The organism is Paenibacillus mucilaginosus 3016, assembly GCF_000250655.1.
Lineage (GTDB): Bacteria > Bacillota > Bacilli > Paenibacillales > NBRC-103111 > Paenibacillus_G > Paenibacillus_G mucilaginosus.
Genome location: NC_016935.1, coordinates 4,802,841 through 4,827,437, shown reverse-complemented (window position 1 = coordinate 4,827,437; position 24,597 = coordinate 4,802,841). Strand labels below are relative to the sequence as shown.

Sequence of the window (24,597 nt, the reverse complement as noted above, 5' to 3'; positions counted from 1 at the left end):
GCCATTTACCTTGCTGTATCCGGGGCGCTAAGATGAAGTGAGCATTTGATGAACCTGGGGGGTTATAAACGTGCCAATCATAGTTGACGAACAATCGCAAACATTCCATCTTAAGGCGAAAGACACGAGCTATATCCTGCAAATCGTAAACGGGTACCCGGTGCATGTATATTGGGGCCAACCGCTGCGTGAGGACAGCAATCTCTCGAACTTCAGCGTGTATTCGCACACCAATCTGGACCGGTACGCGCAGGAATATCCACAGTATGGAAGCGGGGACTTTCGAAGTCCTGCCTATCAGGTCCAATTATCGGACGGAAGCCGAATCACGGAACTGGTCTATCAGGACTACCGGATCAGCGCAGGGAAGCCCAAGCTGGAGGGTCTTCCCTCCGTGTACGTGGAATCGGAAGATGAAGCGGAGACGCTCGAGTTAACCCTGGCAGACGAATACTCGGGCCTGAAGGTACTGCTTCGTTACACCGTGTTTGCCGGGTGTAATGCGATTACCCGTTCGGCAGTGCTGATCAACGGCGGTCAGGAATCCCTGCGGATTCTTCGGGCGCTGAGTGCAAGCGTCGATATGGAGAAGTCCGATTATGACATGCTGTATCTCGCAGGAGCCTGGACACGGGAAACGCAGATCGAACGCCGGCCGCTTGGACCGGGGAGCTTCAAGGTCGAAAGCAGACGGGGCATGAGCAGCCACCAGCTCAATCCGTTTCTCGCTCTGCTGTCTCCTGAGGCAAACGAAGATCAAGGTGAGGTATATGGATTCAGCTTGGTGTACAGCGGGAACTTTACGGCGGATGCCGAAGTCGATTCGATGGGATGTGTCCGCGTCTCGATAGGAATTAACCCCTTCGAGTTTGCTTGGCAGTTAGAGCGGGGAGCCTCCTTTCAGACCCCGGAAGCCGTTATGGTCTATTCAGCGGATGGACTTGGCGCCATGTCCCGAACGTATCACAAGCTGTACCGCACCCGGCTGTGCAGAGGCGTTCACCGGGACCAGGAACGCCCGATTCTTGTGAACAACTGGGAAGCAACCTATTTTGACTTTACTGCGGACAAGCTGGAGGCTATCGCCAAATCGGGGGCGGAGCTTGGGATCGAGCTGTTTGTGCTGGATGACGGATGGTTCGGCAAGCGCAACGATGACACAACCTCACTCGGCGACTGGGTGGAGGACCGCAATAAGCTGCCCGAGGGCCTAAACGAGCTCGCCGGGCGAATCAACCGTCAGGGTCTGCAGTTTGGACTTTGGGTAGAGCCCGAGATGGTTTCGCCGGACAGCGGCCTTTACCGCAGACATCCGGACTGGTGCCTGCACGTGGAAGGGCGGCGAAGAACGCTGGCCCGTACCCAGTTGGTACTGGACTTCTCACGCCAAGAGGTTCGCGACTATATCTTCGACTCGTTGTCACGGATTTTCTCCTCCGTGCCGGTTGCCTATATCAAATGGGATATGAATCGGGGGCTTTCGGAGATCGGGTCCGCGGCAGCGCCGCCGGAACGCCAAATGGAAATTGCCCACCGTTATGTGCTGGGCCTGTATGAACTGCTGGAACGATTGACATCTGCCTTTCCGCACATTCTGTTCGAAAGCTGTGCGAGCGGCGGCGGCCGGTTTGACCCGGGGATGCTTTATTACATGCCTCAAACCTGGACCAGCGATAATACGGATGCGGTCGAGCGGCTGAAAATTCAGTATGGGACAAGCATGGTGTATCCCATCAGCACCATCGGAGCCCACGTTTCCGCTGTACCGAATCATCAGGTGGGCCGCCTTACTCCCCTCACCACCCGCGGCGATGTAGCCATGTCAGGAAACTTTGGATACGAGCTTGACCTTACCAAGTTTACGGAAGAGGAGAAAGATCAGGTTGCCGCACAAGTAACCCGCTACAAACGCTTCCGGCCTCTCGTTCAACAGGGTGAATTTTTCCGGTTGAAGAGTCCGTTTGCCGGCAATGAAACCGCCTGGATGTTTGTGTCGGAGGATCAGAGGGAAGCGCTGGTATGCTTCTTCCGGGTGCTCGCACAGCCGAACCCGCCGCAAAGTTGGCTGAGGCTGAAGGGGCTGAATGCGGGTTATGATTATGTCCTTGAAGAGAGCGGAGAGGTTTACGGCGGAGACCGTTTAATGCACATGGGGTTGATCCTTCCTCCGCTGCATGGCGACTTTACGAGTAAGATTTATTACCTAAAGGCAGAGCAAACGTCTTTCAGCAGCTGAAAGTTCAATACGAAGGAGGCGGTTACCATAACGGAACGTATGTTTTGTAAAGGGATGACATGGGGGTGGAATGCCACTCGGGGCAGCTATCGGACACCGGAGGCTGTGGACTCCATTCAGAAGCTGAAAGAGACCGGGAGCGAGTGGATTGCTTTGTCGTTTTGGACATGGCAGGAGTCTGTTCATTCCACGGAGATCCTGTTTGATTACGGATACACCATGACGGACCGGGATATCCAATTTGCGGCAGCCGAGGCCAAGGCGGCGGGACTGAAAGTTTGCCTCAAGCCGGTCGTCAATTCCCGAGACGGGATCTGGCGGGCGCATATCGGATTTCCTGAGGAAGAGAGCCAGTCCCAGCGATATTGGGACCGGTGGTTTGAATCGTACACTCATTTTTTGGTACACTATGCCGAGCTTGCGGAAGAGCTTGGATGTGAGATGTTTTGCATCGGCTGCGAAATGATCAAAACCGAATCACAAACGGAACGCTGGATCAAGGTTATATCCCGTGTACGGGAAGTGTATTCCGGACCTTTAATCTATAATGCGAATCATGGGAAGGAAGAGGGGGTCGCCTGGTTCGATCAGGTGGACCTCATCGGAACGAGTGCCTATTATCCTGTCGGCAGTGTACCTGGGGATACGGAAGAAAACATGATCGCCAAGTGGCTCGGGGTCCGTGACAACCTGGAAAAGCTGCATAAAAAATTCAACAAGCCGATTGTATTCATGGAAATTGGCTGCCGCAGTGCTCTGGGCTGCGCGACCATGCCCTGGGATTTTTCACATACGGATCTTCCCTTCAGTGAAGAAGAACAAGCGAATTTTTACAGCTCCGTCATGAAAGTATTTTGGGAGCAGCCGTGGTTCGGAGGGTATTTCTGGTGGGATTGGAGTGTGAATTTGTATCCTCTTTCGGAAGCAAAGCTGGACCTGGGGTTTGATATTTACGGTAAACGTGCCGAGACTGTCTTGAAGGAATGGTATCACAACAAGTAATGTTTGGATTCCATGAGAGCCTAAAGCCCTGAGCCTTAGGCTTTCTTTCCATTTTAAGAATGTATATCTCACCCGGGTTCGATTCAGCTCGCGTGCAAGCCGTCTATGTACATGGCGGAAGCACAGTTTAACGCATAGGTACTACATTACTCCATTAAAATGCTTCGATCGTTCCTGTATACTAGGTGGACGCTGATGACTTTATATAGAAAGGCAAACAAAGAGAGGCGATGCCGGTGTACCGCATGATTACTACGATTATCAATAACATCGAAATCCGGAAAAAATTAACACTGAGCTACCTGCTTGTGGTGTTCCTTCCCGTGCTGACGGTTGGAATGCTGCTTACCCAGTCGTTAAAAGAGCAGTCGGTGGAACATGCCGTCGAGCAGTCACTGAACAACGCGGAAAAGATCAAGAAGCAGGTCGAAGAGACGTTAAAGCTGGCATTGAATGTGTCGTTCAACTTCTATTTTGACAACAAATTGATAGCGATTGCCGATAAGCAGTATGAGGATGGATTGGAAGTTTATCAGGCCTACAGCGAATATGATGAATTTACCAAATACATGGAGCTTTATAAGGAAATCAGCGGAATACGCTTCTATACGGAGAATCAGACGCTGCTCGAGAACTGGTCGTTTTTTATCCTTAACGAAGAAGTGCGGTCCGCTGCATGGGTTCAGCAGGTGATGAAGAACAGGGGACGGGTGGTATGGACGCTGGTTCCGGACCCGACCAAGGCAAATGAAAAGCATTTTTCCCTCGTTCGCCAAATCTTCCGGAGTGACATGAAGTTCAGCGGCATATTAGTCATTGCGATCCATTCGCAGAAATTAAACTCCATCATTTCTCAAGAGCCTTATGAGACGTTGATCCTGACGGAAGAGAATGAAGTGGTGGCTTCCAAGGACCCATCACTGCTTGGGAAGGTCTTCCAAGGCCAGTCGCAGGAGGTGGCAGGGGACGGACGAACGGTAGTAAAAGATACGGTTTACGATGGAAAACCGGTGAAAATGATCGTTCAACCGATCACCTTGGAAAACAGTGACAACGCCCTGCGCGTGGTAAGCATTGTTCCTCTGGATACGATCCTGCTGGAAGCCAATCAGGTCAGCATCATTGCCTATTCCATCATGGCATGCAGTCTGGTGCTCGCGGTTTTTCTCATCCTTTATTTCTCCGGAGCGCTCAGCAGCCGGATCGGCACCCTGATCAAGGATATACGTGAAGTGGCATCAGGCGATTTTACTTTGCGGTCTGTGATCCAGGGCAAGGATGAAATCGGACAGCTGTCCCTGCACTTTAATTACATGGTAAAAAGCATTGAAAACTTGGTGCTCCAGGTTAATGAAGCCGTGCAGCAGCGGCATGAGCTGGAGCTGAGAGAGAAGGAAATGAAGTTCAAGATGCTCGCCAATCAAGTCAACCCTCACTTCCTGTTTAATGTGCTGGAAACGGTTCGCATGAAAGCTCATGTTCAGGGCGAAGAGGACATTGCCAATATCGTGAAGTCGCTTGGCCGTCTGCTCCGTCATAATCTGGAGATCGGCCAGGAGGAAATTTCTCTCGCCAGCGAGATGGATATCGTAAGGATGTATTTGGAAATCCAGCATTTCCGGTTTGGCGATAAGCTGACGTTTCTGCTGCCGGATCAGGAAGAGACAGAGGGGATGATCATCCTGCCCATGGTGCTGCAGCCGATCGTCGAGAACGCGATTGTTCACGGAATCGAGAAAAAGATGGGCCGGGGCGTCGTTCAAATCAAGATTGTGCGGGAAGAATCATGCTTGAACATCGAAGTAAGGGATAACGGAATCGGCATGCGGGCTGAACGCGTAGAGGACATCGCCAGAACGCTGGAGGAGCCGTTCGAGGAATCAGGCCAGCGGATCGGACTCATCAATGTTCATCAACGGCTGAGGCTTCAGTACGGGGCTCCCTACGGCTTGGAAGTGGCAAGTGAAGAGAACAAGGGAACGGTGATCCGCATCCGTATCCCCATCGGAGGGGAAGACCATGTATAAACTGTTGATTATTGACGACGAGCCGATCATCCGGCAAGGCTTGCGCAGCATCATTGATTGGGAGCGATATGACATCCGATTATGCGGAGAGGCCGACAATGGCATCGACGGCCTCCGGCTATGCGGGGAGCTTGCACCAGATCTCGTTATCATAGATGTCAAGATGCCTGGGCTGGACGGACTCGAGGTCATCGAAGAAGCCCGGGCGATGGGCTTGGTGTGTGATTTTATCGTACTCAGCGGCTATTCCGAGTTCAGCTACGCGCAGAAGGCGACGGAGTTTGGTGTCCGAAGCTACCTGCTGAAGCCGGTCGAACAGGAGGATCTCGTCAAGAGGGTCGGCATGCTCCGGAAGGAATGGGAGATGAGAAAGAAGGAGCGGGAGAGGCAGGATGAGAGCATCCGGCTGCTGATGGAGCGGAAGCTTCACTCGCTTTTTCGGATGGGGTCGGAACACGAGATGTCCGAAGAGGAGTACGGCTTGCTGGCTGCCGGATTGAAACTTCCCTGGTCTTCATACCAGCTGCTTCTGATCGACGACGAACGCAGGGAATTGGAGATGAGCGAAAGGGAGTGGATCCTCTCGCGTCTGTTAGGCAGCTGCTCCCCAGATGACAGAGCAGCCGTTTTTTCTTATCAGCGGGTTGTCGGTATTCTTGCGGAAGCTCTGGATGGGGAGAGCCTGTGGAATCCGTGCTTCCTTGATGGGGACGACCAGCTTGGACTCGAACTTGTTTACGCTATCGGCCCCCGGGTATTCAACTTGGAGCAAATTTCCCAATCTTTCCATAAGGCGTATGACGAGATAGGGCGCAAGTTTTTTTGTGCAAGGTCGGGCCGGTTGATCGTGCCGCGGGACGATGCCCCCTGCTTGGATGTGGACCCCGCTTCATTCCGGATCGAAATCTGTGCAGACGAAACGGCCAAAGCGATTGCCTCCGGGGACACCGAAGCGATAAGCGTCCGGTTAAAGGAAGCCGAATCGGTTATGCTCAAAGGGGAATGGAATGAAAAGCGAGTGAAGGCAAGCTTTGCCGCCCTCTATAACGAATTGGTCAAAAACCTGAAGGGAGTCGATGAGGGCATCCAATCGGTGTGTCCGCTGCTCCACGAGGTGATTGAAGGGATAGAAAATCAACCCACACTTGCTGCGGTTCGGGAGTATATGGAGGAGCAGCTGCTTCCACTTGTGGATCGCTGGAGCAAGGAGCGCAAACCTGCGAATTTTATGAATATTCTTCATTACATTGCCCAGCACTATTCGTCTGATTTGAAGCTGGAAACGCTGGCTGAGCTGTTTCATTATAACCGCTCCTATCTGGGAAAATTGTTCAAATCTCAAACAGGAGATCCATTTAACACGTACCTTCACCGCGTACGGATCGAGAAAGCCAAGCAAAAGCTGGCAGCCGGGGCGAAGGTATATGAAACGGCGGACGCCGTAGGCTATGCCTCCGTTGACTATTTTCACATCAAATTCAAAGAGTATACGGGCGAAACGCCTTCCGCTTATGCCGACAAATGGAGATACAAAGCAGACTGAGCGGGAACATCACATTTTTACATGAAGGATGTCAGATCACGAGGGTATTGAAGTCGTTATTTTTCCCGTATAGTGATGGATGTAAGGGGATTCACTAATCGGGGAGGAATACATTTGAATGGAAACCGCAAAGTCTTTACAACCTGCAAGATCAGCTTTTTCGAATAAGAAATCAAAGTTTCGCATCGTATTCGAACAACGTTATCTGTTTCTGATGTCTTTGCCTTTCGTGGTCTGGCTGCTGGTCTTTAACTATCTACCTTTATGGGGCTGGACCATGGCCTTTCAAAAATTCAAGCCGGGCCGTTCGTTCAGCGAGCAGGAGTGGGTAGGATTCGATAACTTCGTGATGCTGTTTCAGGACCCCATGTTTTATCTCGTGCTGCGCAATACGCTGGCGATGAGTTTCATGGGCTTGATCGCCGGATATACCGTCCCGATCCTGTTCGCCATTCTGCTGAACGAACTCCGCTGGATGTTATTCAAACGGGTGATGCAGACCGTGTCCTATCTGCCGCACTTCGTTTCCTGGGTGGTCGCCGCCGGGATCATCACGAAGATGCTGTCTTCGGACGGGGGCATTGTGAACGAAGTTCTTGTGAGTCTGCATATCATCGACCAGCCGATTCAGTTTATGTCACAGGGCAAATGGTTCTGGGCTATTGTCACGCTGTCGGACTTGTGGAAGGAGATGGGCTGGAACTCGATTATCTTCCTGGCTGCCATTGCCGGGATTGACCCTGAATTATATGAAGCGGCCAAAGTCGACGGCGCCGGCCGATTCCGCCGCATCTGGCATATTACCCTGCCGGGAATCCGTTCGACGCTCATGGTGATGCTGATTCTGTCCATCGGCTGGCTGACCTCCATCGGATTCGAGAAGCAGTTTCTCCTTGGCAATGCCTTAGTACAGGATTATTCCCAGGTGCTGGATCTCTACGTGCTGAATTATGGCATTAACCTGGGGCGGTATTCGTACGGCACAGCCATCGGGATCTTTAATTCCTTTGTCGCCATCACGCTGCTGCTCATCTCTAACCGGATCTTTAAGCGGTGGACTAACGAAAGCGTCATCTAGTTCCATGAGGCATTTTAACAATATATAGGAGGTGACAGGTCACTTGAACCTGGTATGGAAAGCAAAACTGGCGGACAGGCTGTTTGATCTCTTTTTGTATCTCTTCATGATTACGGTAGGGATTGTGACCGTATATCCATTTCTGAATATGCTGGCCATTTCTCTTAACGACGCCGTCGACTCCGTGCGGGGATCCATCTACCTGCTGCCAAGGGAGTTTACCTGGGAAAATTACAAGCAAATCTTCATGTACAGCAACCTGCTTACGGCCTTCAAGAACTCGGTTCTCCGTACGGTCATCGGAACGGTTTTGGGGATCCTCAGTGCTTCGATGATTGCCTACGTGCTGAGCCGTAAGGATTTCATAGCCCGAAAGCCGATTTCCTTAATCTTTGTTTTAACCTTATACTTCTCCGGCGGCTTAATCCCGGGTTACATGCTGATGCGTGAACTGCATCTGATGAATACCTTCTGGGTTTACATTCTGCCCGGACTCGTCAATGCATGGAACGTATTTGTCATCCGATCCTATATGGATGGGCTTCCGATCTCTCTGCAGGAGTCCGCGAAGCTGGACGGGGCTAATGATCTTACGATTTTCTTCAAAATTATCCTTCCGCTCTGTAAGCCCGTTCTGGCCACGATCGCACTGTTTATTGCGGTAGGACAGTGGAATTCCTGGTTCGATACGTTCCTGTACAACAGCGGAACCGCCGAACTGACCACACTGCAGTATGAGTTGATGAAAATCTTGTCCAATACACAGGCGGGTACAAGCGGCGATTTGTCCCGTACGGGCGACCCCTCCGTATCCGCACAGGTTTCACCGGAATCGATCCGGGCGGCGATCACGATCACGGCCACGCTGCCTATTCTGATTGTCTATCCGTTCTTGCAAAAGTATTTTGTTAAAGGCTTGACGCTTGGTGCTGTAAAAAGCTGACTAATGATTCATTCAGGAGGATTACATATGAGAAAGACAACCAAGGCTGTCGCATTATCGATGGCCGCCGTTCTAACTATGGCGACCGGGTGTTCGGAACGTCCGTCGGAGGCGCCGTCCGGGAGTGCTGCCGGCGACAGCAAGCCGCCGGTCACCCTGACATTCTTCAGCGCCACACTGAATACGCAATGGGAAGAAATGCAGAGCCCGGTGGGCCAAAAGATTAAGGAAAAAACGGGTGTTACCCTGAAGGTGGACTACCCGGTTGGAGACCCCAAGCAGAAGCTGTCCCTCATGGCCGCAAGCAACGAGTACCCCGACCTGATCTTCGCCAACAACAATGTGAACATCCTGGTGGATGCCGGGGGCTTAGTCGACTTGGCTCCGCTCATAGACCAATATGGGCCGAACATCAAAAAGCTCTACGGTGATAATCTCAAACGGCTCCGGTGGAGCAAGGATGACCAGTCGATCTACTTCCTGGGCAGCTTTGGCGTCAACGAGCAGCAGTGGGAGCCGAGAGACGGATTTCAGCTTCAGCATCAGGTCGTGAAAGAGCTGGGCTACCCGCAGATCAAGACGGTGCAGGATTACGAAGACGCCATCAAGACCTACATGGAGAAGCACCCGACTATTGACGGGCAGCCTACTTTGGGGCTGTCTCTTCTCGCGGATGATTGGCGGATCGCCCAATCGGTGACCAATCCGGCCTTATTTGCCACCGGGGGCTCCGACGATGGGGAATGGTACATAGACGACAATACCAAGAAGCCCGTGTATCATCTGACCCGCCCTGAAGAGAAAGAGTATTTCAAATGGCTGAACCACATGTGGAACACCGGGCTGATCGATCCGGAAAGCTTCGTCCAAAAATACGATCAGTATAAGGCAAAGATCGCCTCCGGCCGTGTTCTGGGCATCATTGATTCCAAATGGCAGTACTCGGAGCCGGAGCAAGCGCTTCGCCAAGCCGGGAAAGAAGATAAAATGTATGGGATGTACCCGGTAGTATTGAATGACAAGTTCAAAAACCGGAACTTCCAAAGTCCCGGTTATTCCGGAGGAACGGGCGTAGGGATATCGAAGAGTGCCAAGGACCCCGTGCGTGCCATTCAGTTCCTGGACTGGCTCTGCTCCGATGAGGCCCAGATCCTAAACAGCTGGGGCGTAGAAGGGGTACATTATCAGGTGATAGACGGCAAACGCGTCATTCCGGCCGACGAGATGGAGAAGCGGAACAAAGATCCACAGTATGGCAAGAAAACAGGTATTGGGGTTTACGGCTATCCGTTCCCTCAGTACGGTGACGGTGTCAAAGATCCAACCGGCCAGACCTATTCCATGAAGAGCCAGCAGCAGATTATTGATTCGTACACAGCAGTGGAGAAGGAGGTTCTTGGCAAGTACGGAGCCAAGATGTGGATGGATCTGTATCCGAAAGTATCAGAGTTCCCGGTAAAACCTTGGGGCGCAGCTTGGCAGATTAACATTCCGCAGGATTCGGACGGCGGACTCATTCTGCAGAAACTGACCCAGGTGACAAGAAAGCGGATTCCGGAGATCATTATGTCCAAGACCGCAAACTTTGAGGACCTTTGGGCTTCCTACCAGAAGGAGCTGGAGGCGGCCGGTGTTCATAAGCTGGAGAGTCAGTTTGAGCAATTGCTCCATGATCGTATTGAATTGTTTAATGATTAAGGATTAGGCAGCGATGAGGCAGGCCCGTAGTTTTAGGGCTTTGCCTTTTTTATTTACCCACGCGCCTATCCCTTGTAGCTGTCCTGCCAGCGCAGCATCCGGCCCTCCAAATAGCGTACGACGGAATCCGAGAGCTTGCCGACAAGGGCAAAGAGGGTGATGCCGACGAAGACGACATCCGTCTGCATGAAGGCGCGCGCATCCTGGATCATAAAGCCGACGCCGGTGTCGGAGCCGAGCAGCTCGGCGGTTACCAGGCAGAGCCAGGCGATGCTGAGCGAGAGCCGGACGCCGAGCAGGATGTTCGGCAGAGCGGCCGGAAGCACGAGCTTGGTCATCTGGTCGAACCGGCTGAACTCCAGAACCCGGCCTACGTCGAACAGCTTGGCATCCACATTGCGGATGCCGAGGAACGTATTGACGTAGAGGGGGAAGAACGCGCCGAGCGAGATGAGCAGCACCTTCGAGAGCTCCCCGAAGCCGAACCACATGATGAACAGGGGAGTGAGCGCCAGCAGGGGCACCGTGCGCAGCATCTGCACGCTCGGATTCACCGTTTCCTCGACAGAGCGGTACATGCCGACGAACAGTCCGAGCAGGAGTCCGCAGCCGCCGCCGAGCACAAAGCCGAGGGAGGCGCGGACCATACTGATGCGCAGGTGGTGAAGAAGCTCGCCCGTGCGGATCAGCTCCGCGTACTGCTTCAGGATCAGCGAAGGGGAAGAGAACATCTGCCCGGAGATCAGTCCGGCCGAGCTGAGCAGCTGCCACACCACGAGAATGAAGACGGGCAGCACAGCTCCTCGTACGAACAGACGCCACTGCGAGCTGGAGCGCCGGTATTCTGTCCGGTGCTCGGCCCGCGCTGTGATTTTCTTGGTCATGCTGATGGGGGATGCCATCGGTTCACGTTCCTTTCGTCTTCAGAAGATGCGTCCTGGACTTCCGGTGCCTCCGCATAAAAAAAGAGACCGGCAGCGCGAAAAACACGCCTGCCGAATCTCCGGTTCGTCCAGTCGATTCCGACACACAAACTGACTATATAGTCATGTTGTGGCCTATCTTAGCACCCGTCATCCTGACCTGTCAATCCTGCCGGCCGATTCCTTCGCCATCCCTGCCGCGCTATTCCGGCATGGCTCATGCGGCGGTGGTGCCGCATCTTCCGCTCTGTTACACTGGTGAGGTCGGATTCATTGAACTTGCAGGAGGTTGTTCAGCCATGCCGCGTAATCCAGAGCGCGACCAGCAGCTCCGCGAAGAGCGCCGCAGACAGATCCTCGATGCGGCCGCCCGTCTGTTTGCCCGTCAGGGAATGCTGTCCAAGATCAGCGACATTGCTGCCGAAGCGGGCCTGAGCCATGGTCATGTCTATAATTATTTCAAGTCCAAAGAAGAGATTCTGCTGGCCGTCATCGAGCTGGGACAGCTTCGCTACGGGGCGATCCTGCGCACAGCGATCGGGATGGAGGGAACGGCGGCGGACAAGTTCCGCTGCGTCGCCCGGATGGCGCTGCCGAAGGAACGGAGTGCGGATATTTACCTGGTTCTGCTCCAGGCGCTGTTCACGGACCAGCTGAATGACGAAGAGAAGCAGGTTATCCGCGAGCGGGCGGGAGTGAACCGGGGGCTGCTCATGACACTGATCGAGGAGGGGCAGCGAGACGGCACGGTCATGCAGGGCGATCCCGTACAGCTGGCTTCCTTGTTCGGGACGCTGATCCAGAACCTGATGCTCCTGGAGATGCGGGGACATCCGCCGGCGGACGAGACGACGATCGACCTGCTGCTGCAGATGATCGGCCCCTGAATTGCTTGAGAAGGCAGGGCTGAGGAAAAAAGAGGATTGACAGCACGCTTTGACCCCTGTTAAGATTTGGTCACACCACAGAGTGACTTCGAAGTCATTTTGTTCATTGGCTTTCCGCTAAAGCAGCCAAAGCCATTACCGTACTCGGAATCGACTGGACGACCAGAGATTCGGGCCCCCGGCCTGGACCCTGTGTCGTGCAGTTTTTTTATTCCCGTTAATCCGATTATCCTCATTCGATTAATGATTTTGGAGGCGAACCCAATGAGTTCCACTGCATACGAATCCCGAAGTTATGTTCCCGCAAGAGACCTCAAGGCCGGTGCCCGCATCCTGCGACGGCTGCCGGAGGGAGTTCAGGAACTTCCCTATACCTTATTCGGACTCCAACCGCTCGGCCCGATCATCGGTGCCGAAATTACCGGCATCGATCTTAGCGAACCCCTCACGCCGGAACTGAAGGCGGAGCTGCACCGCGCCTTCCTGGAGTGGAAGGTCCTGTTCTTCCGCAGCCAGTCGATCACCAGCGAACAGCAGCTGCAGTTCGCCAAGCAGTGGGGCGCGCTCGAGAAGCATCCGTTCCTGCCCCGGGGCAGCTCCGAGGAGGTCACCCGCTTCGAGAAGAATGCGAACATGACAGGCAATGAGAATGTGTGGCATACCGATGTCACCTGGCGGCTCGAGCCGGCTCTCGGCTCCGTGCTCCGGCTCTCCGAAGTGCCGCCGCTCGGCGGCGATACGCTCTGGGCCGATATGGCCGCCGCTTACGACAACCTGCCTGACGAGGTGAAGAGGCAGATCGACGGCTTGACCGCGATCCATGACTTTACCCCGACCTTCTCCCGCTTCCTGAACGGGGAAAAGCTTGCTGCCAAGCAGGCGGAATTCCCGGCAGCGGAGCATCCCGTCGTTCGCACCCACCCGGAGACCGGGCGGAAAACCCTCTTCGTCAACGCCGCGTTCACCATCCGGATCGCCGGCATGGAGGCGGAGGAAAGCGAGAAGCTCCTCGCCTACCTGTTCCGGCAGGCGCATGTGCCGGAGTATCAGGTTCGCTTCCGCTGGGAGCCGAACTCAGTCGCCTTCTGGGATAACCGGGCGACGCAGCATTATGCGGTCTCGGACTATTTCCCGAACCGCCGCACAGCGGAACGGATCTCCATTGCAGGGGACCGGCCGTACTGAGGAGAGGGGCTGTCGGAAAGCATCATGGTCAAAACCAAGTTCAAAATCAAGTTAAGTACCACAGGAAATACCACGGTAAATTCAAACAACAAACTGCGTACCCTGCCCCCGCTCCTCCTTGCGCTGGCGATGGTGACCGCGGCCTGCGGAAGCTCCAAAGAGCCGTCCGCGCAAGGCGCTCAGCCTACGGCCGCCTCCACGGCAGCAGCCAAGCCTCAGGAGCAGCCCGGCGCCCGGCTGCAGGTGAGGGTGGCGCTCAACGGCAGCCTGAACCCGCTCCTTCTCGCCAAGGAGAAGGGCTGGCTCGAGGAAGGGTTCAGCAAGCTGCAGGCCGATGTCGTATGGAGCCAGTTCACCAGCGGTCCGCCGCTGCTTGAGGCGGTCGTCTCCGGCAGGGTCGACCTGTCCTTCCTCGGGGACGGGGCGGCGATCACCGGCATATCGAACCAGCTGCCCTTCGAGGTCATCGGCCTTCTAAGCGAAGGAAGGCAGCTCAACTCCATTCTTGTGCCGTCTGCGAGCGGGATCGGCTCCATCCCGGAGCTGAAGGGCCGGACGATCGGACTGGCGAAGGGCACGACCTCGCATGTATATCTGATCAAGGCGCTGCAGGCAAGCGGCCTGACACAGGAGGACGTCAAGCTGATCAACCTGCAGTTCGAGGACGCGCAGGCCGCCTTCGAGGCCGGCAAGCTCGACGCCTGGGTGACCATCGATCCTTATGTCACCGTGAATGTGCAGCAGAAGAAAGCCAAGGCTCTGGAGGTCAAGACGGATATTTATGCCCCGGTCTCGATGATCGTCCATAACGAATTTGCCAAGCAGCATCCGGAGCTGGTAGCCGAGTACCTGAAGCTCTTCAAGCAGGCGCTCGACTGGCAGAATGCCAACCTGGCGGAGGCCGCCCAGATCTATTCGAAGCACACCAAGCTGCCGGCGGACATCCTGACGACCGTGCTGCAGCGCAGCTCCACCCGGCTGTCGGCATATACCCCGAAAGCGCTGGAGGCCCAGCAGGCCACGGCGGATATTCTGCTTGCGAACCGGTTTCTGAAGAAGCCGGTCACGTTCAAGGACGCGGTCAACAACACCTATGTGGAACAGGCATTACGATAATAAAAGGGAGGACCCGCGCTTATGAAATCATCTGGTATGCGTCAAATGAAGCTGGGCGCCTTCTTCCTGATTCCCGGCCATCACATTGCGGCATGGCGGCATCCGGAAGCGGAGGCCTCATCCGTTATGGATCTGGGGCTGTACCGCCGGCTTGCCCAAACGGCGGAGCGGGGCCGCTTCGACATGATCTTCCTCGCGGACAGCTATTCCGTCTCGAACCGGTTCCCCGCGGCGATCGAGCAGATCGTCTCGGCCCGGCCGGAGCCGCTCACGCTGCTGTCGGCCCTCGCCGCGGTGACCGAGCATATCGGCCTTGCCGCCACGGCTTCCACGACGTACAACGAGCCGTTCCATGTGGCGCGCAAATTCGCTTCGCTCGACCACCTGAGCGGCGGCCGTGCCGCCTGGAACGTGGTCACCTCCAAGTATGACGAGGAGGCGCTGAATTTCGGCGGCCAGAGCCATCTGCAGCACGAGCTGCGTTATGAACGGGCCGGGGAGTTCGTGAAGGTGGTCACCGGTCTGTGGGACAGCTGGGAGGACGACGCCTTCCTGTACGATAAGGAGAACGCGCGGTATGCCGACCGGGCCAAAGCGCATCCGCCGAATCATCAAGGCGCGTGGTTCTCGGTGAAGGGCCCGCTGAACGTGTCGCGTCCGGTGCAGGGCCATCCGGTCATCGTGCAGGCCGGCTCGTCGGAGCCGGGACGGGAGCTGGCCGCACGGACCGCGGAAGTCATCTTCACCGCGTGGCCGGCGCTTCCGGAAGCGCAGCGCTTCTATGCGGAGGTGAAGGGAAGGCTGGCGAAGTACGGCCGCTCGCCGGACTCCCTCCTGATCATGCCGGGGGTCTTCCCGGTGATCGGACGGACGCGGGAGGAGGCGCAGGAGAAGCGGGCACTGCTTGAGTCGCTGGTCCCGCAGGAAGCGGGGGTGACGCTGCTGTCGGCGCTGCTCGGCGTGGACCTGACCGGCTGCGACGTCGACGGACCCCTGCCCGAGCTGCCCCGGGCCGAGGAGATGAACGGCGGCCGCAGCCGCACGCAGCTCGTGAGGGAGCTCGCCGGGGAGGGGATGACGATCCGCCGGCTGTACCAGCGGATTGCCGGAGGACGCGGGCATCTGGAGGTGACCGGGACTCCGGCGGAGATCGCCGATGAGCTGGAGTCGTGGTTCACCGGCGGTGCAGCGGACGGGTTCAATATCATGCCGCCCTATTTTCCCGGAGGGCTCGATGACTTCGTCGAGCTGGTCGTGCCGGAGCTTCAGCGCAGAGGGCTGTTCCGGACGGAATATGAAGGCAAGACGCTGCGTGACCGGCTCGGTCTGAGCAGGCCGGTCCACCCCGCAGTACGCAGGAGTAACACGGAGAACAAGGCTGCCGGCCGATAGGCAGCCTTGTTTTTATTATTTTCAGTGCAATGCTTGCGAAGAGTGGCGTTCCGCTTCTGAAGAAACAGACTCGTCCACCGGGAGATCCGGCAGCTTCGCAGCTTCGTTCTCCGGCTGGGCTTCCTTCGGATGGACCAGACGGACCCACAGCCGCATGGCCTCATGGATCTTCCCCGGAGCCTTGGTGGGGAGATGATGGCGCACACCGGGGATGAACTGCATGGTGGCGTTGGGCAGATGCTCGCGGAGCATGCGGGCATAGGGAAAGAGCGCTTTGTCCTGCTTGCCGTACAGCAGCAGCACCGGGGCTTGAATATCATTAAGCCGCCGAGTGCAGTTATAGATAAGACTCTCCCGGTAATATTGATACTGATTGCGGATATCCCCTTGAATCGCCGTGCTGTACAGACGCTTGAAGGTCTGAAGCGAGTCCGCATTGGCTGCACAGACCGCCGAGGTCAGCAGCCGCTGGGCCCGGAGGCGGCTCAGCCGGATCGCCGCACGGATCTCGCTCGTCAGCACGAAAGTGCTCGCTTCGGACAAGCCGCTGAGCAGGATGCCGCCATAGAAGCGGTCGGGGTAGGTGAGGAGGGCTTCGAGCGCAATCGTGCCGCCGGTAGAATAGCCGGCAATATAAGCCTTGCGGAGGCCGAGCTCATCCATCAGCGCACAGATGTCATCGGCGATCAGCGCATACGTCAGTTTTCGCGGGGAATAGGCGCTTCTCCCGTGACCCCTCATATCGAAAGTGATGATCCGGTACGTATCCGACAGCTGCTCGAGCTGATAAGTAAAGTTGGTGGAGTCCAGCACGGGCGGGTGGATGAAAATGAGGGGAATGCCCCTGCCTTCGGACCGGTAGTACATGCGGGTTCCATTGATGTCTGCTTCCGGCATGATGACCATCCTTTCGTCTTCCGTCAGTAAATCCTTCAGTAAATCCGTCAGTAATTCGTCAGTAATTCAGAACCTTGTTATCTTTTCCATTCTTCGCAAAATCAACCGGGCACCATGATACCTCCGCCCGAATGTAACATTCTCCACCCTTTGACGTCTGTAACGATGTGGAATAAATTTACATATCCAAGGAGGGCGTATTTATGGCAGTGGAGAGAATCGACATGGACTCCCTATGGCGGGAATGGGAGGAAACGCTGGAGCTGCAGGGGTATATCCGCAAGCGCCATCTGATCCGGCAGGAGGAATCCGCCGTACAGGAGACGGAATACCGGATCGAGCTGGAGTGGTTCCCGGAAGCCGCTGCCGACTGGGAGGATGAAGACAGGAACCCGGCAGGCACAGTAACGGTAACGCTGGATGCGCGCACGCGGCGGCTTCGCTTCTGTCATGTCCGTCGGGAGGAACCGTCCGGCACAGCGAATCACGACTCGCGGCGCATAGCCGTGGAATGGATCGACCGGCTGACGGGACTCCGGGAGGAAGACGGCCGGCTGGAGCCCATCTCCGAGACGCCCGAAGAGGACGGTATTCGATTCAGGTTCCGGCAGGTCGAAGCCGGCGTCCGCTTCTTCCCGGGCATACATCTGGAAATCCGCATCGGTGCGGATGGACGGCTGATCTCCTATGGGGATTACGGCCGGCATACAGGCACTGACATCCCCCTACTGGACAAGCCCCGCCCAGCGCCGGATGCTTCCCTGCTTCGACAGATTGCTTACGATGCTTTCAGCCTGGTCTACATGCCTGAGATGTCGGGCAAACCTAGGGAGCGGCACTGGCTCTATGGCGTGGGGGAGACATTCCTGGACGGGTTGACCGGCGAAACGATGGCCTATGAATGGAATCTCAAGCTGTTTGGACAGCCGCCTTTGAACAGACCGATCTTGTGGAGTCCGGAGGAGGAACGGCGGTTCGCCGAAGCGGCGGTCACACCGGAGAAGGTGGGCGTGTTCATCAACCGCTTCATCACCAGCCGGGAAAGCCGGGAAGTCCTTATCGATTGGGAGGAGAAGCATCCGGATACGGTGCCGATCCGGCCGGAGGAGATTGAGCGCACCTATGAAACGGTCCGGGAATGGGCCGGAAGACGGTGGCCGGGCGGGTCGGGGCAGTGGATGATCTCCCGGGTGCTGCGAAGCAATGGAATGCTGATGGCGGTCATCGAGCGCCGGGAGGCCGGCTATGAGGTCGGACTCGGGCGGACCAAAGTGGTTGTCGATGGGGAGAACTATACATTCGTCGATGCGATCGAGCCTGCCGAGCTGCCGCCCCGTCCACCGGAGGTGATAGAGAAGGAGGAAGCCTTCCGGAATATCGTAGAGGCCTTAACCTGCAAGCCATATTACGTCTGGGACCGAAACCGGAAGGGGTACCGGTTCATGCATATGGTGGACTGTCCGCTCCTGGTCGACGCGCTGAGCGGCAAGGTGGTGACCGAGCTCTGAGGTGAAGAGAGGGCGTTTACAATGTCAGTGCAGGAAAACATATGGGATTGATGGACCTGCCACGATGATGTTACATTACTAGAGCTCAGAAGCAGCAGTGGTAAGCAGACAGAAGAATATGCAGACTCAAAAATAATCAGGAAGGTGAAGGAACCCATGGAAGTCAGAGCTTCCGCCGCATCGATGAGAGACTTATTTCAAGGAGGCTCGCCCTTGTCGGACCGCTCCGCGAAACGGGCCGGCAGGGGGCGGGATGGGTTTTCCACCGCCTTCAAACAAAAGCTCGGCGAGACGGGCAAAACCGTAATAGAGGAAATGGGCCGAAAGCAGGAGGCTTCTTCCAGTGGGGCGGTGAAGGCTGGCGAGACCAAGCTCAAGCCAACTGACACCTCATCGAAGCCCGCAGCCGCTGAAGACCGGATCGAGGCACTCGAGACATTCGTGGAGGATGGGAATCCCGAAGAGGTTCAGGCTCTGCTGGCCGATCCGGACGTACAAGCCCTGCTGGGGCAGCTGGCTGCGCTTCTCGCGGCGGCCGAGGAGGCAGAGGCTCCTGCTGAAACCGCAGGCGGGGCAGCGGAAGCGCTCTTCATTCCGCTGGCCGCTCCGGACAACGCAGGAACCTCCGCCGCCGCTGCAGATGCTTCTGCTCTTCAAGCGGTGGATGCGGCTGAAGCAGCCCGCCTGCTGCAGGAGCTGCAGGAGGCCCTGAGGCAGACCGGGGATCCGAAGCTGAAGACCGCATTGGAGCAGCTTGCCTCTGCAGCGGGCCGAGCAGCGGAGTCCAAGCCTGGGGCGGACATCGCACAGCTGCTGCAGAAGCTGAACGGGGAAGCCGTAATCTCCGAGCCGGCATCCCCCAAGGAAGGCAGCATGCCGGTAAGTGCGCTGCATAAGCTGGGCCAGCTCTCTGCGGTTCACGCGGCGCAGACGGCCTCAACGGCCGGTGGAAACACCGCGGAGCTGGCGGATGAACCGCTGTTTGTTCCGCTGGACGGCGAAGCCGCCGTGGCTCAGACTCCCGTCCAGCCCGCGGTAACCGTTCCGGATCTCATGAAGCAGATCCAATCCGGACAATACGCAGGCAAGATGCCTGTGCTGCAGGTGCCGGCTGAGACCTTCGCGGAGGACATGACGCAGTTCGTGTCCACTTCCTTCCTCCTGAACAGCGGAGCCGGCGGAATGACCGAAGCCAAGCTGTCGCTGTATCCGCAGCACCTGGGCCATGTGGAAGTGAAGCTTATGATGCAGAACGGCCAGCTGATCGCCCAATTCGCCGCGGACAGCGCCTTGGGCAAAGAAATGCTGGAGAGTCAGCTGGCTCAGCTCCGCCACTCCCTGCAGAGCCAGGGCATCCAGGTCGAGAAGCTTGAAGTGACCCAGAGCGCGAACGCTCAGGGCTTCCAATCCGGCATGTTCCAGGAGAGGGACCAGGGAAGGCAGCCGCAGTCCAAACAGAGCCAGAAAGCCGCTTCCTCCCGGATCGCAGCTTTAGGCGAGGAAACCGGCGGCGAAGGAACGCCGGTGGAGAAGCAGGAGAGACCGGCGCGCACCGGCAATGGCTGGATCGACTTTATTGCCTGATCGTACCCGTTTGTAAGAAGGCCGCGCAGCAGGAAAATGAGAATAGGCTGACAGGAAGCCGCCGTATGGCGGCTTTTTTGAATTTCAGACAATTATAGCTCACCGTATGTATCAACAGAAGGATATGCTGCGCCGTATGGAGTTTCGCCCAAACGGCGGCACGAATACAGGTTGTACGCTTCAGGGCGATCCCAGTCTGCCAAAATAGCCCAGTACATACGCCTTGAAGCGCTCGGCCGCGGGCGGCAGAAACCGCCCCTCCAGCTCGGCGAAGCCGACCGTCCGTTCGCATGGCGGCCCGGCAAGCCGGACGCAGGCCACTCCGCTGTGGTCCAGTCCTGCACGGGGGAGCAGCGAAATGCCAAGCCCCGCGGCGACGAGTCCGGCTGCCGTGGCGCTTTCTTCGCCCTCGAACGTAATCCGCGGATGGATGCCCGCCTGCTCGAATAATCTGTCGGTCAATTCCCTCAGGGCATACCCCTTCTTCAAGAAAATGAACGGTTCATCCGCGATCTCCTGCAGTTGGATGCTCCCGGCTCCGGCCAGCGGATGCCCCAGCGGGAGCACAACGAGGATCTCCTCGCTCCACAGCGGAGTCCAGCGGATCGGAAAGCGGGTCTCCGACGGCTGGGAAATCAGGCAAATATCCAGCTCACCGGCATGCAGATGCTCGAGCAGGGAATAGCTGTGATTCTGGATGAGCTGAAAGCGGACGGCCGGGAACCCGGCCCGGAAGCCGCCGATCAGATCGGGGATGATACCGGTGCTCAGCGTATGCAGGAAGCCGAGCGCGACTTCACCGGAGTCCGGATCGATGAGATCGGAGAGCTCCTGCTTGGCGAGCTTGTATTCGGCCAGAATACGGTCGGTCCGGTTCAGGAACAGCCGTCCGTAACGGTTCAGGACAATCGTGCGGCCCTGGCGGTCAAAGAGCGGGACGCCCAGCTCCTCCTCCAGGCGGGCGATCGAACGGCTGAGGGCCGGCTGGGAGAGGGACAAGGCCTCGGCCGCCCGCGTCACATGCTGCATCCGGGCGAGGGTCTGAAAGTATTCGAGCTGCTGCCACTCCATGATGATTCTCCTCCAGAAACGGGATTCCTGTTCATGATGCACAATACATTACTTCTATGCATCAAATTCATACCAATAATAAATTATACATCATGAATTGTCGATGGTAGGATGAGATTCATCCGAAGTGAATCGAGGAGGTTTCATCCATCATGGGGTCCATCCGGCAGGGCACACCCGCATTTCGCCAAACCAATCTGGCCTTTTTCGCGGCCGGCTTCAACACGTTCGCCATCCTGTACAGCACGCAGCCGCTGATGCCGGAATTCACCCGGGAATTCCACCTCACGCCTGCCATGGCGAGCCTGTCCCTCTCCTTGACGACCGTAACCCTGGGATTCAGCATGCTCCTCTGCAGTTCCTTGTCAGAAGTGTGGGGCCGCAAGCCCGTCATGACCGCATCCGTACTGGCCGCTTCCGTCTTATCCATGCTGACGGCGTTCAGTCCGACTTACGAATCGCTGCTGGTGTACCGTATGCTTCTGGGCTTCGCCCTGGGCGGGCTGCCATCGATAGCGATGGCTTATCTGGGGGAGGAGATGGATCCGCGCAGTCTGGGGATCGCCATGGGGCTCTATATCAGCGGCAATTCCCTTGGGGGCTGGGGGGCCGTATGATCTCCTCCCTGCTCACGGAGCTGTTCAACTGGCATGTGGCGATCGGCACCGTCAGTCTCATCAGCCTGATCGCGAGCCTGATCTTTATCCGGAGTCTGCCGAAATCGGCGCATTTTCACCCCCGTCCGCCGGAGCCCGCCAGATTGTTCTCTTCCCTGATGGGTCATCTGCGGGACCCCGGACTGCTGCTCCTGTACGGGATCGGGTTTCTGGTCCTTGGAAGCAACACCGCCGTGTTCAATTATATGGGATATGTCCTGGCCGCCCCGCCGTACTCTCTTAGTCCGACGCTTGTAGGATGGATCTTCCTTGTGTTCCTGGTCGGCATGTTCAGCTCGGTATGGATGGCGAAGCTGGCCCGGAAGTACGGGAGTCACAAGGTATTGGCGCTCTCGCTGATCATCACGCTGGTTGGAGCCGCCTTGACGCTCGAGCCCCGCCTGGGTCTGAAGCTGGCGGGACTGCCTGTCGTGACCTTCGGGTTCTTCGGCAGCCATTCCATCGCAAGCGCCTGGGTCGGAAGGAGGGCCCGCCGTGACAGGGCCCAAGCCTCTTCGCTTTATCTGTTCTTCTACTATGCCGGTTCGAGCATCGGAGGAACAACCGCCGGCGCCTTCTGGTCCTCACTGGGATGGGGCGGGGTCGTAGGCATGACTGCGGGATTCCTGCTTACGGCACTGCTGCTGACAGGCCTTCTGTTCAAAGCGGCTCCGGCCGACGCTGTGCCGGTCCGCCATCCTGCGGCCAAATAAAGGGGGGAACTTATCCCTCCTTTTTGGCATAGTCCTTATGATAAAAAATCGTTTCAACCAACCTTTCCTTTGGCCTTCGGCCGTGCCTGATGCTACGCTGATAAAAAACGTACGGGAGTGATTCGAATGAGAACGAAGAATCGTCTGACCATGACCCACAGCCCCTGCCTTGGCATGAACGCCAGGCTCGCCGACATGAACCGCCTGTGGAGGGATTCGTTTGACGAAACTGAAGACATTCCTGGCTTACTACAAGCCTTATAAAAAGGTACTGTTCACCGATCTGGCCTGCGCGGCGCTGGCTTCCGCCTGTGCACTGGCTTACCCGGTGCTGATCGGGAGAATGACCAGCAGCGCAATCCGGGATGAAGGCATAGCGGTGGATCTTCTGTTCCAGCTGATGGGAGCCTTCCTGCTGCTGATGGCCGTGGAGTACGCGGCGAATTATTACACGGACTATGCCGGGCATCTGATGGGCGCCCGCATGGAGGCCAATATGCGCAGCGATCTGTTCCGGCATGTGCAGCGGCTCTCTTTTGCCTATCATGACCGGACACCTACGGGGCAGCTGATGTCCCGTACCACTCATGACTTATTCAACATCTCGGAGCTGGCTCACCATGGGCCGGAGGACGCCGTCATCTCCTTCGTGCGGATCCTCGGCTCGGTTGCCATTCTGTGGAGCATCAACGGAACGCTTGCGCTGACGATCCTGCTCATCCTGCCGTTCATGTTCGCTTACGCTTACCGGTACAGCTTGAAGGTCAAAGATGCCCTCAAAGAGAACAGCGAGCGGATTGGGGAGATCAATGCGCAGCTGGAAGACAGCCTGGCCGGCGTCCGGGTGGCTCAGGCTTTCACCGCCGAGGAGATGGAGAGCGCCAAGTTCGAAGCGGGGAACCGGTTGTTCCTGGAGAGTCGGGCGAGAAGCTACCGGGCGGAAGCACTGTTCTACAACGGACTGACCTCCTTCATGACGATGCTGACCGTGGCCGTCGTAGCCGCAGGGGCTCTCTTGATCAGCTATGAACGGCTGCTCCTGACCGAGCTCCTCACATTCCTGCTGTACATCGGCACCATCACGGACCCGGTGAAGCGGCTTGTGAACTTCACGCAGAATCTGCAGAATGGCGCGGCGGGGTTCGAACGCTTCCTGGAGCTGCTGGCCGTTGGGCCGGGCATCCGGGATGCCCCGAACGCCCGGCCTCTGGAATGTGTCCAGGGCAGAGTTGAATTCCGCGGCGTCGGTTTCCGCTATGACGGGGACAGCGAGCCCGTCTTCCGGGGTCTGAATCTGACGGTGCAGCCGGGAGAGACGATCGCGCTGGTCGGTCCTTCCGGCGCCGGCAAGACGACCCTGTGCCATCTCCTTCCCCGCTTCTATGAAGCCGCAGAGGGAGAGATCCGGATCGACGGCACGGACATCAGGAGCGTCACCCTGCAGTCACTGCGCAGCTCCATCGGGATGGTGCAGCAGGAGGTGTACCTGTTCGCGGGCACGATCCGCGAGAACATTCTCTACGGCAGGCCCGGAGCCTCCGAGGAAGAAGTCCTGGAGGCCGCCCGTCTCGCGAATGCGCATGACTTCATCGCCGTGATGCCGGAAGGGTACGAAACGAAGGTCGGCCAGCGGGGGATCAGGCTCTCGGGCGGCCAGAGACAGCGGATCGCGATCGCCCGCCTGTTCCTGAAGAATCCCTCCATTCTCATTCTGGATGAAGCCACTTCCGCCCTGGATAACGAGAGCGAAAGGGCGGTGCAGCTGAGCCTGGAGCGGCTGGCCGAGCACCGGACCACCTTCGTCATCGCCCACAGGCTGTCGACGATCCGCAGCGCGGACCGCATTCTCGTTCTCACCGAACAGGGCATTGCGGAAGAAGGGACGCACCGCGAGCTTCTGGACAACGGCGGGGTGTATGCGAAGCTGCACGACCTGCAGTTCAGCTGACAAGCGGCGGCCAGGAAGCCTGCACCTTCTCCGGGTCGCAGTATGGGGCCGGAGGGAGGGCTGACGGAAGCTGGCGAGGGAATGAGGGAAAGAGGAAATGAGGGAAAGAGGGAATGTAATAAAAAAAGTACCGCAGCCCATGCGGTATTTTTTTATGCCCGCTTGGGGTACGCGCGTTCGATGGATAGCT

General features: G+C 56.9%; 17 protein-coding genes and 1 pseudogene. 15 read left to right on the top strand and 3 right to left on the bottom strand.

Annotated features, from left to right (window positions below):
* Window positions 1-70: 70 nt before the first annotated feature.
* From PM3016_RS20155 to PM3016_RS20125, 7 genes are all read left to right on the top strand, one after another.
* Window positions 71-2,236, top strand: a complete 2,166-nt coding sequence (locus PM3016_RS20155) for an alpha-galactosidase (protein WP_014370723.1) — start codon at window positions 71-73, stop codon at window positions 2,234-2,236.
* 39 nt (window positions 2,237-2,275) lie between these two features.
* Window positions 2,276-3,238, top strand: coding sequence for a glycoside hydrolase family 113 (locus PM3016_RS20150; RefSeq protein ID WP_014370722.1), 963 nt, complete (start codon window positions 2,276-2,278; stop codon window positions 3,236-3,238).
* Between the two features lie 230 nt (window positions 3,239-3,468).
* Entirely contained in the window at window positions 3,469-5,265 is a 1,797-nt protein-coding gene (locus tag PM3016_RS20145; protein WP_014370721.1) for a sensor histidine kinase, read from the top strand.
* Window positions 5,258-6,808, top strand: coding sequence for a response regulator transcription factor (locus tag PM3016_RS20140; protein WP_014370720.1), 1,551 nt, complete (start codon window positions 5,258-5,260; stop codon window positions 6,806-6,808). Before PM3016_RS20145 ends, PM3016_RS20140 begins: the two co-directional genes overlap by 8 nt.
* Window positions 6,809-6,926: 118 nt before the next feature.
* Complete coding sequence (locus tag PM3016_RS20135) at window positions 6,927-7,886, top strand: ABC transporter permease (RefSeq protein WP_014370719.1); 960 nt, start codon at window positions 6,927-6,929, stop codon at window positions 7,884-7,886.
* 43 nt (window positions 7,887-7,929) lie between these two features.
* The gene (locus PM3016_RS20130; protein ID WP_014370718.1) at window positions 7,930-8,829 is read left to right on the top strand and encodes a carbohydrate ABC transporter permease; all 900 of its coding nucleotides are present in this window, start codon (window positions 7,930-7,932) and stop codon (window positions 8,827-8,829) included.
* Window positions 8,830-8,856: 27 nt separating this feature from the next.
* Complete coding sequence (locus tag PM3016_RS20125; RefSeq protein ID WP_014370717.1) at window positions 8,857-10,527, top strand: ABC transporter substrate-binding protein; 1,671 nt, start codon at window positions 8,857-8,859, stop codon at window positions 10,525-10,527.
* A gap of 65 nt (window positions 10,528-10,592) precedes the next feature.
* On the opposite strand, the gene PM3016_RS20120 is transcribed toward PM3016_RS20125, so the two are convergent.
* Window positions 10,593-11,429, bottom strand: coding sequence for an ABC transporter permease (locus PM3016_RS20120; protein ID WP_013918355.1), 837 nt, complete (start codon window positions 11,427-11,429; stop codon window positions 10,593-10,595).
* Window positions 11,430-11,749: 320 nt separating this feature from the next.
* Here PM3016_RS20120 and PM3016_RS20115 point away from each other — a divergent pair, with 320 nt between their 5' ends.
* The 4 genes from PM3016_RS20115 to PM3016_RS20100 all read left to right on the top strand — a co-directional run bounded on the left by PM3016_RS20115 (window position 11,750) and on the right by PM3016_RS20100 (window position 16,030).
* The gene (locus tag PM3016_RS20115; RefSeq protein WP_014370716.1) at window positions 11,750-12,337 is read left to right on the top strand and encodes a TetR/AcrR family transcriptional regulator; all 588 of its coding nucleotides are present in this window, start codon (window positions 11,750-11,752) and stop codon (window positions 12,335-12,337) included.
* 264 nt (window positions 12,338-12,601) lie between these two features.
* Window positions 12,602-13,522, top strand: a complete 921-nt coding sequence (locus PM3016_RS20110; protein ID WP_014370715.1) for a TauD/TfdA dioxygenase family protein — start codon at window positions 12,602-12,604, stop codon at window positions 13,520-13,522.
* A 24-nt stretch (window positions 13,523-13,546) separates the two neighbouring features.
* Complete coding sequence (locus tag PM3016_RS20105; RefSeq protein WP_014370714.1) at window positions 13,547-14,638, top strand: aliphatic sulfonate ABC transporter substrate-binding protein; 1,092 nt, start codon at window positions 13,547-13,549, stop codon at window positions 14,636-14,638.
* A gap of 21 nt (window positions 14,639-14,659) precedes the next feature.
* Window positions 14,660-16,030: an LLM class flavin-dependent oxidoreductase gene (locus PM3016_RS20100; RefSeq protein ID WP_014370713.1), complete on the top strand. Its 1,371-nt coding sequence runs from the start codon at window positions 14,660-14,662 to the stop codon at window positions 16,028-16,030.
* 21 nt (window positions 16,031-16,051) lie between these two features.
* Here PM3016_RS20100 and PM3016_RS20095 read toward each other — a convergent pair whose 3' ends face one another.
* On the bottom strand, window positions 16,052-16,927 hold the full coding sequence (locus PM3016_RS20095; protein WP_013918349.1) for an alpha/beta fold hydrolase: 876 nt from the start codon (window positions 16,925-16,927) through the stop codon (window positions 16,052-16,054).
* A 203-nt stretch (window positions 16,928-17,130) separates the two neighbouring features.
* On the opposite strand from PM3016_RS20095, the gene PM3016_RS20090 reads away from it, so the two are divergent.
* Both PM3016_RS20090 and PM3016_RS20085 read left to right on the top strand, forming a co-directional pair.
* Window positions 17,131-18,435 (top strand): hypothetical protein, encoded by a 1,305-nt coding sequence (locus tag PM3016_RS20090; protein WP_013918348.1) that lies wholly within the window; start codon window positions 17,131-17,133, stop codon window positions 18,433-18,435.
* A 213-nt stretch (window positions 18,436-18,648) separates the two neighbouring features.
* A complete protein-coding gene (locus PM3016_RS20085; RefSeq protein WP_014370712.1) occupies window positions 18,649-20,019 on the top strand; it encodes a flagellar hook-length control protein FliK in 1,371 nt (456 codons plus the stop codon).
* A 180-nt stretch (window positions 20,020-20,199) separates the two neighbouring features.
* Here PM3016_RS20085 and PM3016_RS20080 read toward each other — a convergent pair whose 3' ends face one another.
* On the bottom strand, window positions 20,200-21,090 hold the full coding sequence (locus PM3016_RS20080) for a LysR family transcriptional regulator (RefSeq protein WP_014370711.1): 891 nt from the start codon (window positions 21,088-21,090) through the stop codon (window positions 20,200-20,202).
* A gap of 152 nt (window positions 21,091-21,242) precedes the next feature.
* Between PM3016_RS20080 and PM3016_RS20075 the strand changes: the two are divergent.
* A pseudogene (locus tag PM3016_RS20075) lies at window positions 21,243-22,459 on the top strand (MFS transporter).
* A 220-nt stretch (window positions 22,460-22,679) separates the two neighbouring features.
* Entirely contained in the window at window positions 22,680-24,407 is a 1,728-nt protein-coding gene (locus PM3016_RS20070) for an ABC transporter ATP-binding protein (protein WP_014370709.1), read from the top strand.
* The last annotated feature ends 190 nt before the right edge of the window (window positions 24,408-24,597 follow it).

Excerpts from the sequence above, each read along its gene's own strand:
- PM3016_RS20090 (WP_013918348.1), top strand. The coding sequence starts at position 17,131 with ATGGCAGTGGAGAGAATCGACATGGACTCCCTATGGCGGGAATGGGAG.
- PM3016_RS20080 (WP_014370711.1), bottom strand. The coding sequence starts at position 21,090 with ATGGAGTGGCAGCAGCTCGAATACTTTCAGACCCTCGCCCGGATGCAG.
- PM3016_RS20145 (WP_014370721.1), top strand. The coding sequence starts at position 3,469 with ATGCCGGTGTACCGCATGATTACTACGATTATCAATAACATCGAAATC.
- PM3016_RS20120 (WP_013918355.1), bottom strand. The coding sequence starts at position 11,429 with ATGGCATCCCCCATCAGCATGACCAAGAAAATCACAGCGCGGGCCGAG.
- PM3016_RS20115 (WP_014370716.1), top strand. The coding sequence starts at position 11,750 with ATGCCGCGTAATCCAGAGCGCGACCAGCAGCTCCGCGAAGAGCGCCGC.
- PM3016_RS20105 (WP_014370714.1), top strand. The coding sequence starts at position 13,547 with ATGGTCAAAACCAAGTTCAAAATCAAGTTAAGTACCACAGGAAATACC.
- PM3016_RS20110 (WP_014370715.1), top strand. The coding sequence starts at position 12,602 with ATGAGTTCCACTGCATACGAATCCCGAAGTTATGTTCCCGCAAGAGAC.
- PM3016_RS20125 (WP_014370717.1), top strand. The coding sequence starts at position 8,857 with ATGAGAAAGACAACCAAGGCTGTCGCATTATCGATGGCCGCCGTTCTA.
- PM3016_RS20100 (WP_014370713.1), top strand. The coding sequence starts at position 14,660 with ATGAAATCATCTGGTATGCGTCAAATGAAGCTGGGCGCCTTCTTCCTG.
- PM3016_RS20140 (WP_014370720.1), top strand. The coding sequence starts at position 5,258 with ATGTATAAACTGTTGATTATTGACGACGAGCCGATCATCCGGCAAGGC.
- PM3016_RS20095 (WP_013918349.1), bottom strand. The coding sequence starts at position 16,927 with ATGCCGGAAGCAGACATCAATGGAACCCGCATGTACTACCGGTCCGAA.
- PM3016_RS20135 (WP_014370719.1), top strand. The coding sequence starts at position 6,927 with ATGGAAACCGCAAAGTCTTTACAACCTGCAAGATCAGCTTTTTCGAAT.
- PM3016_RS20150 (WP_014370722.1), top strand. The coding sequence starts at position 2,276 with ATGTTTTGTAAAGGGATGACATGGGGGTGGAATGCCACTCGGGGCAGC.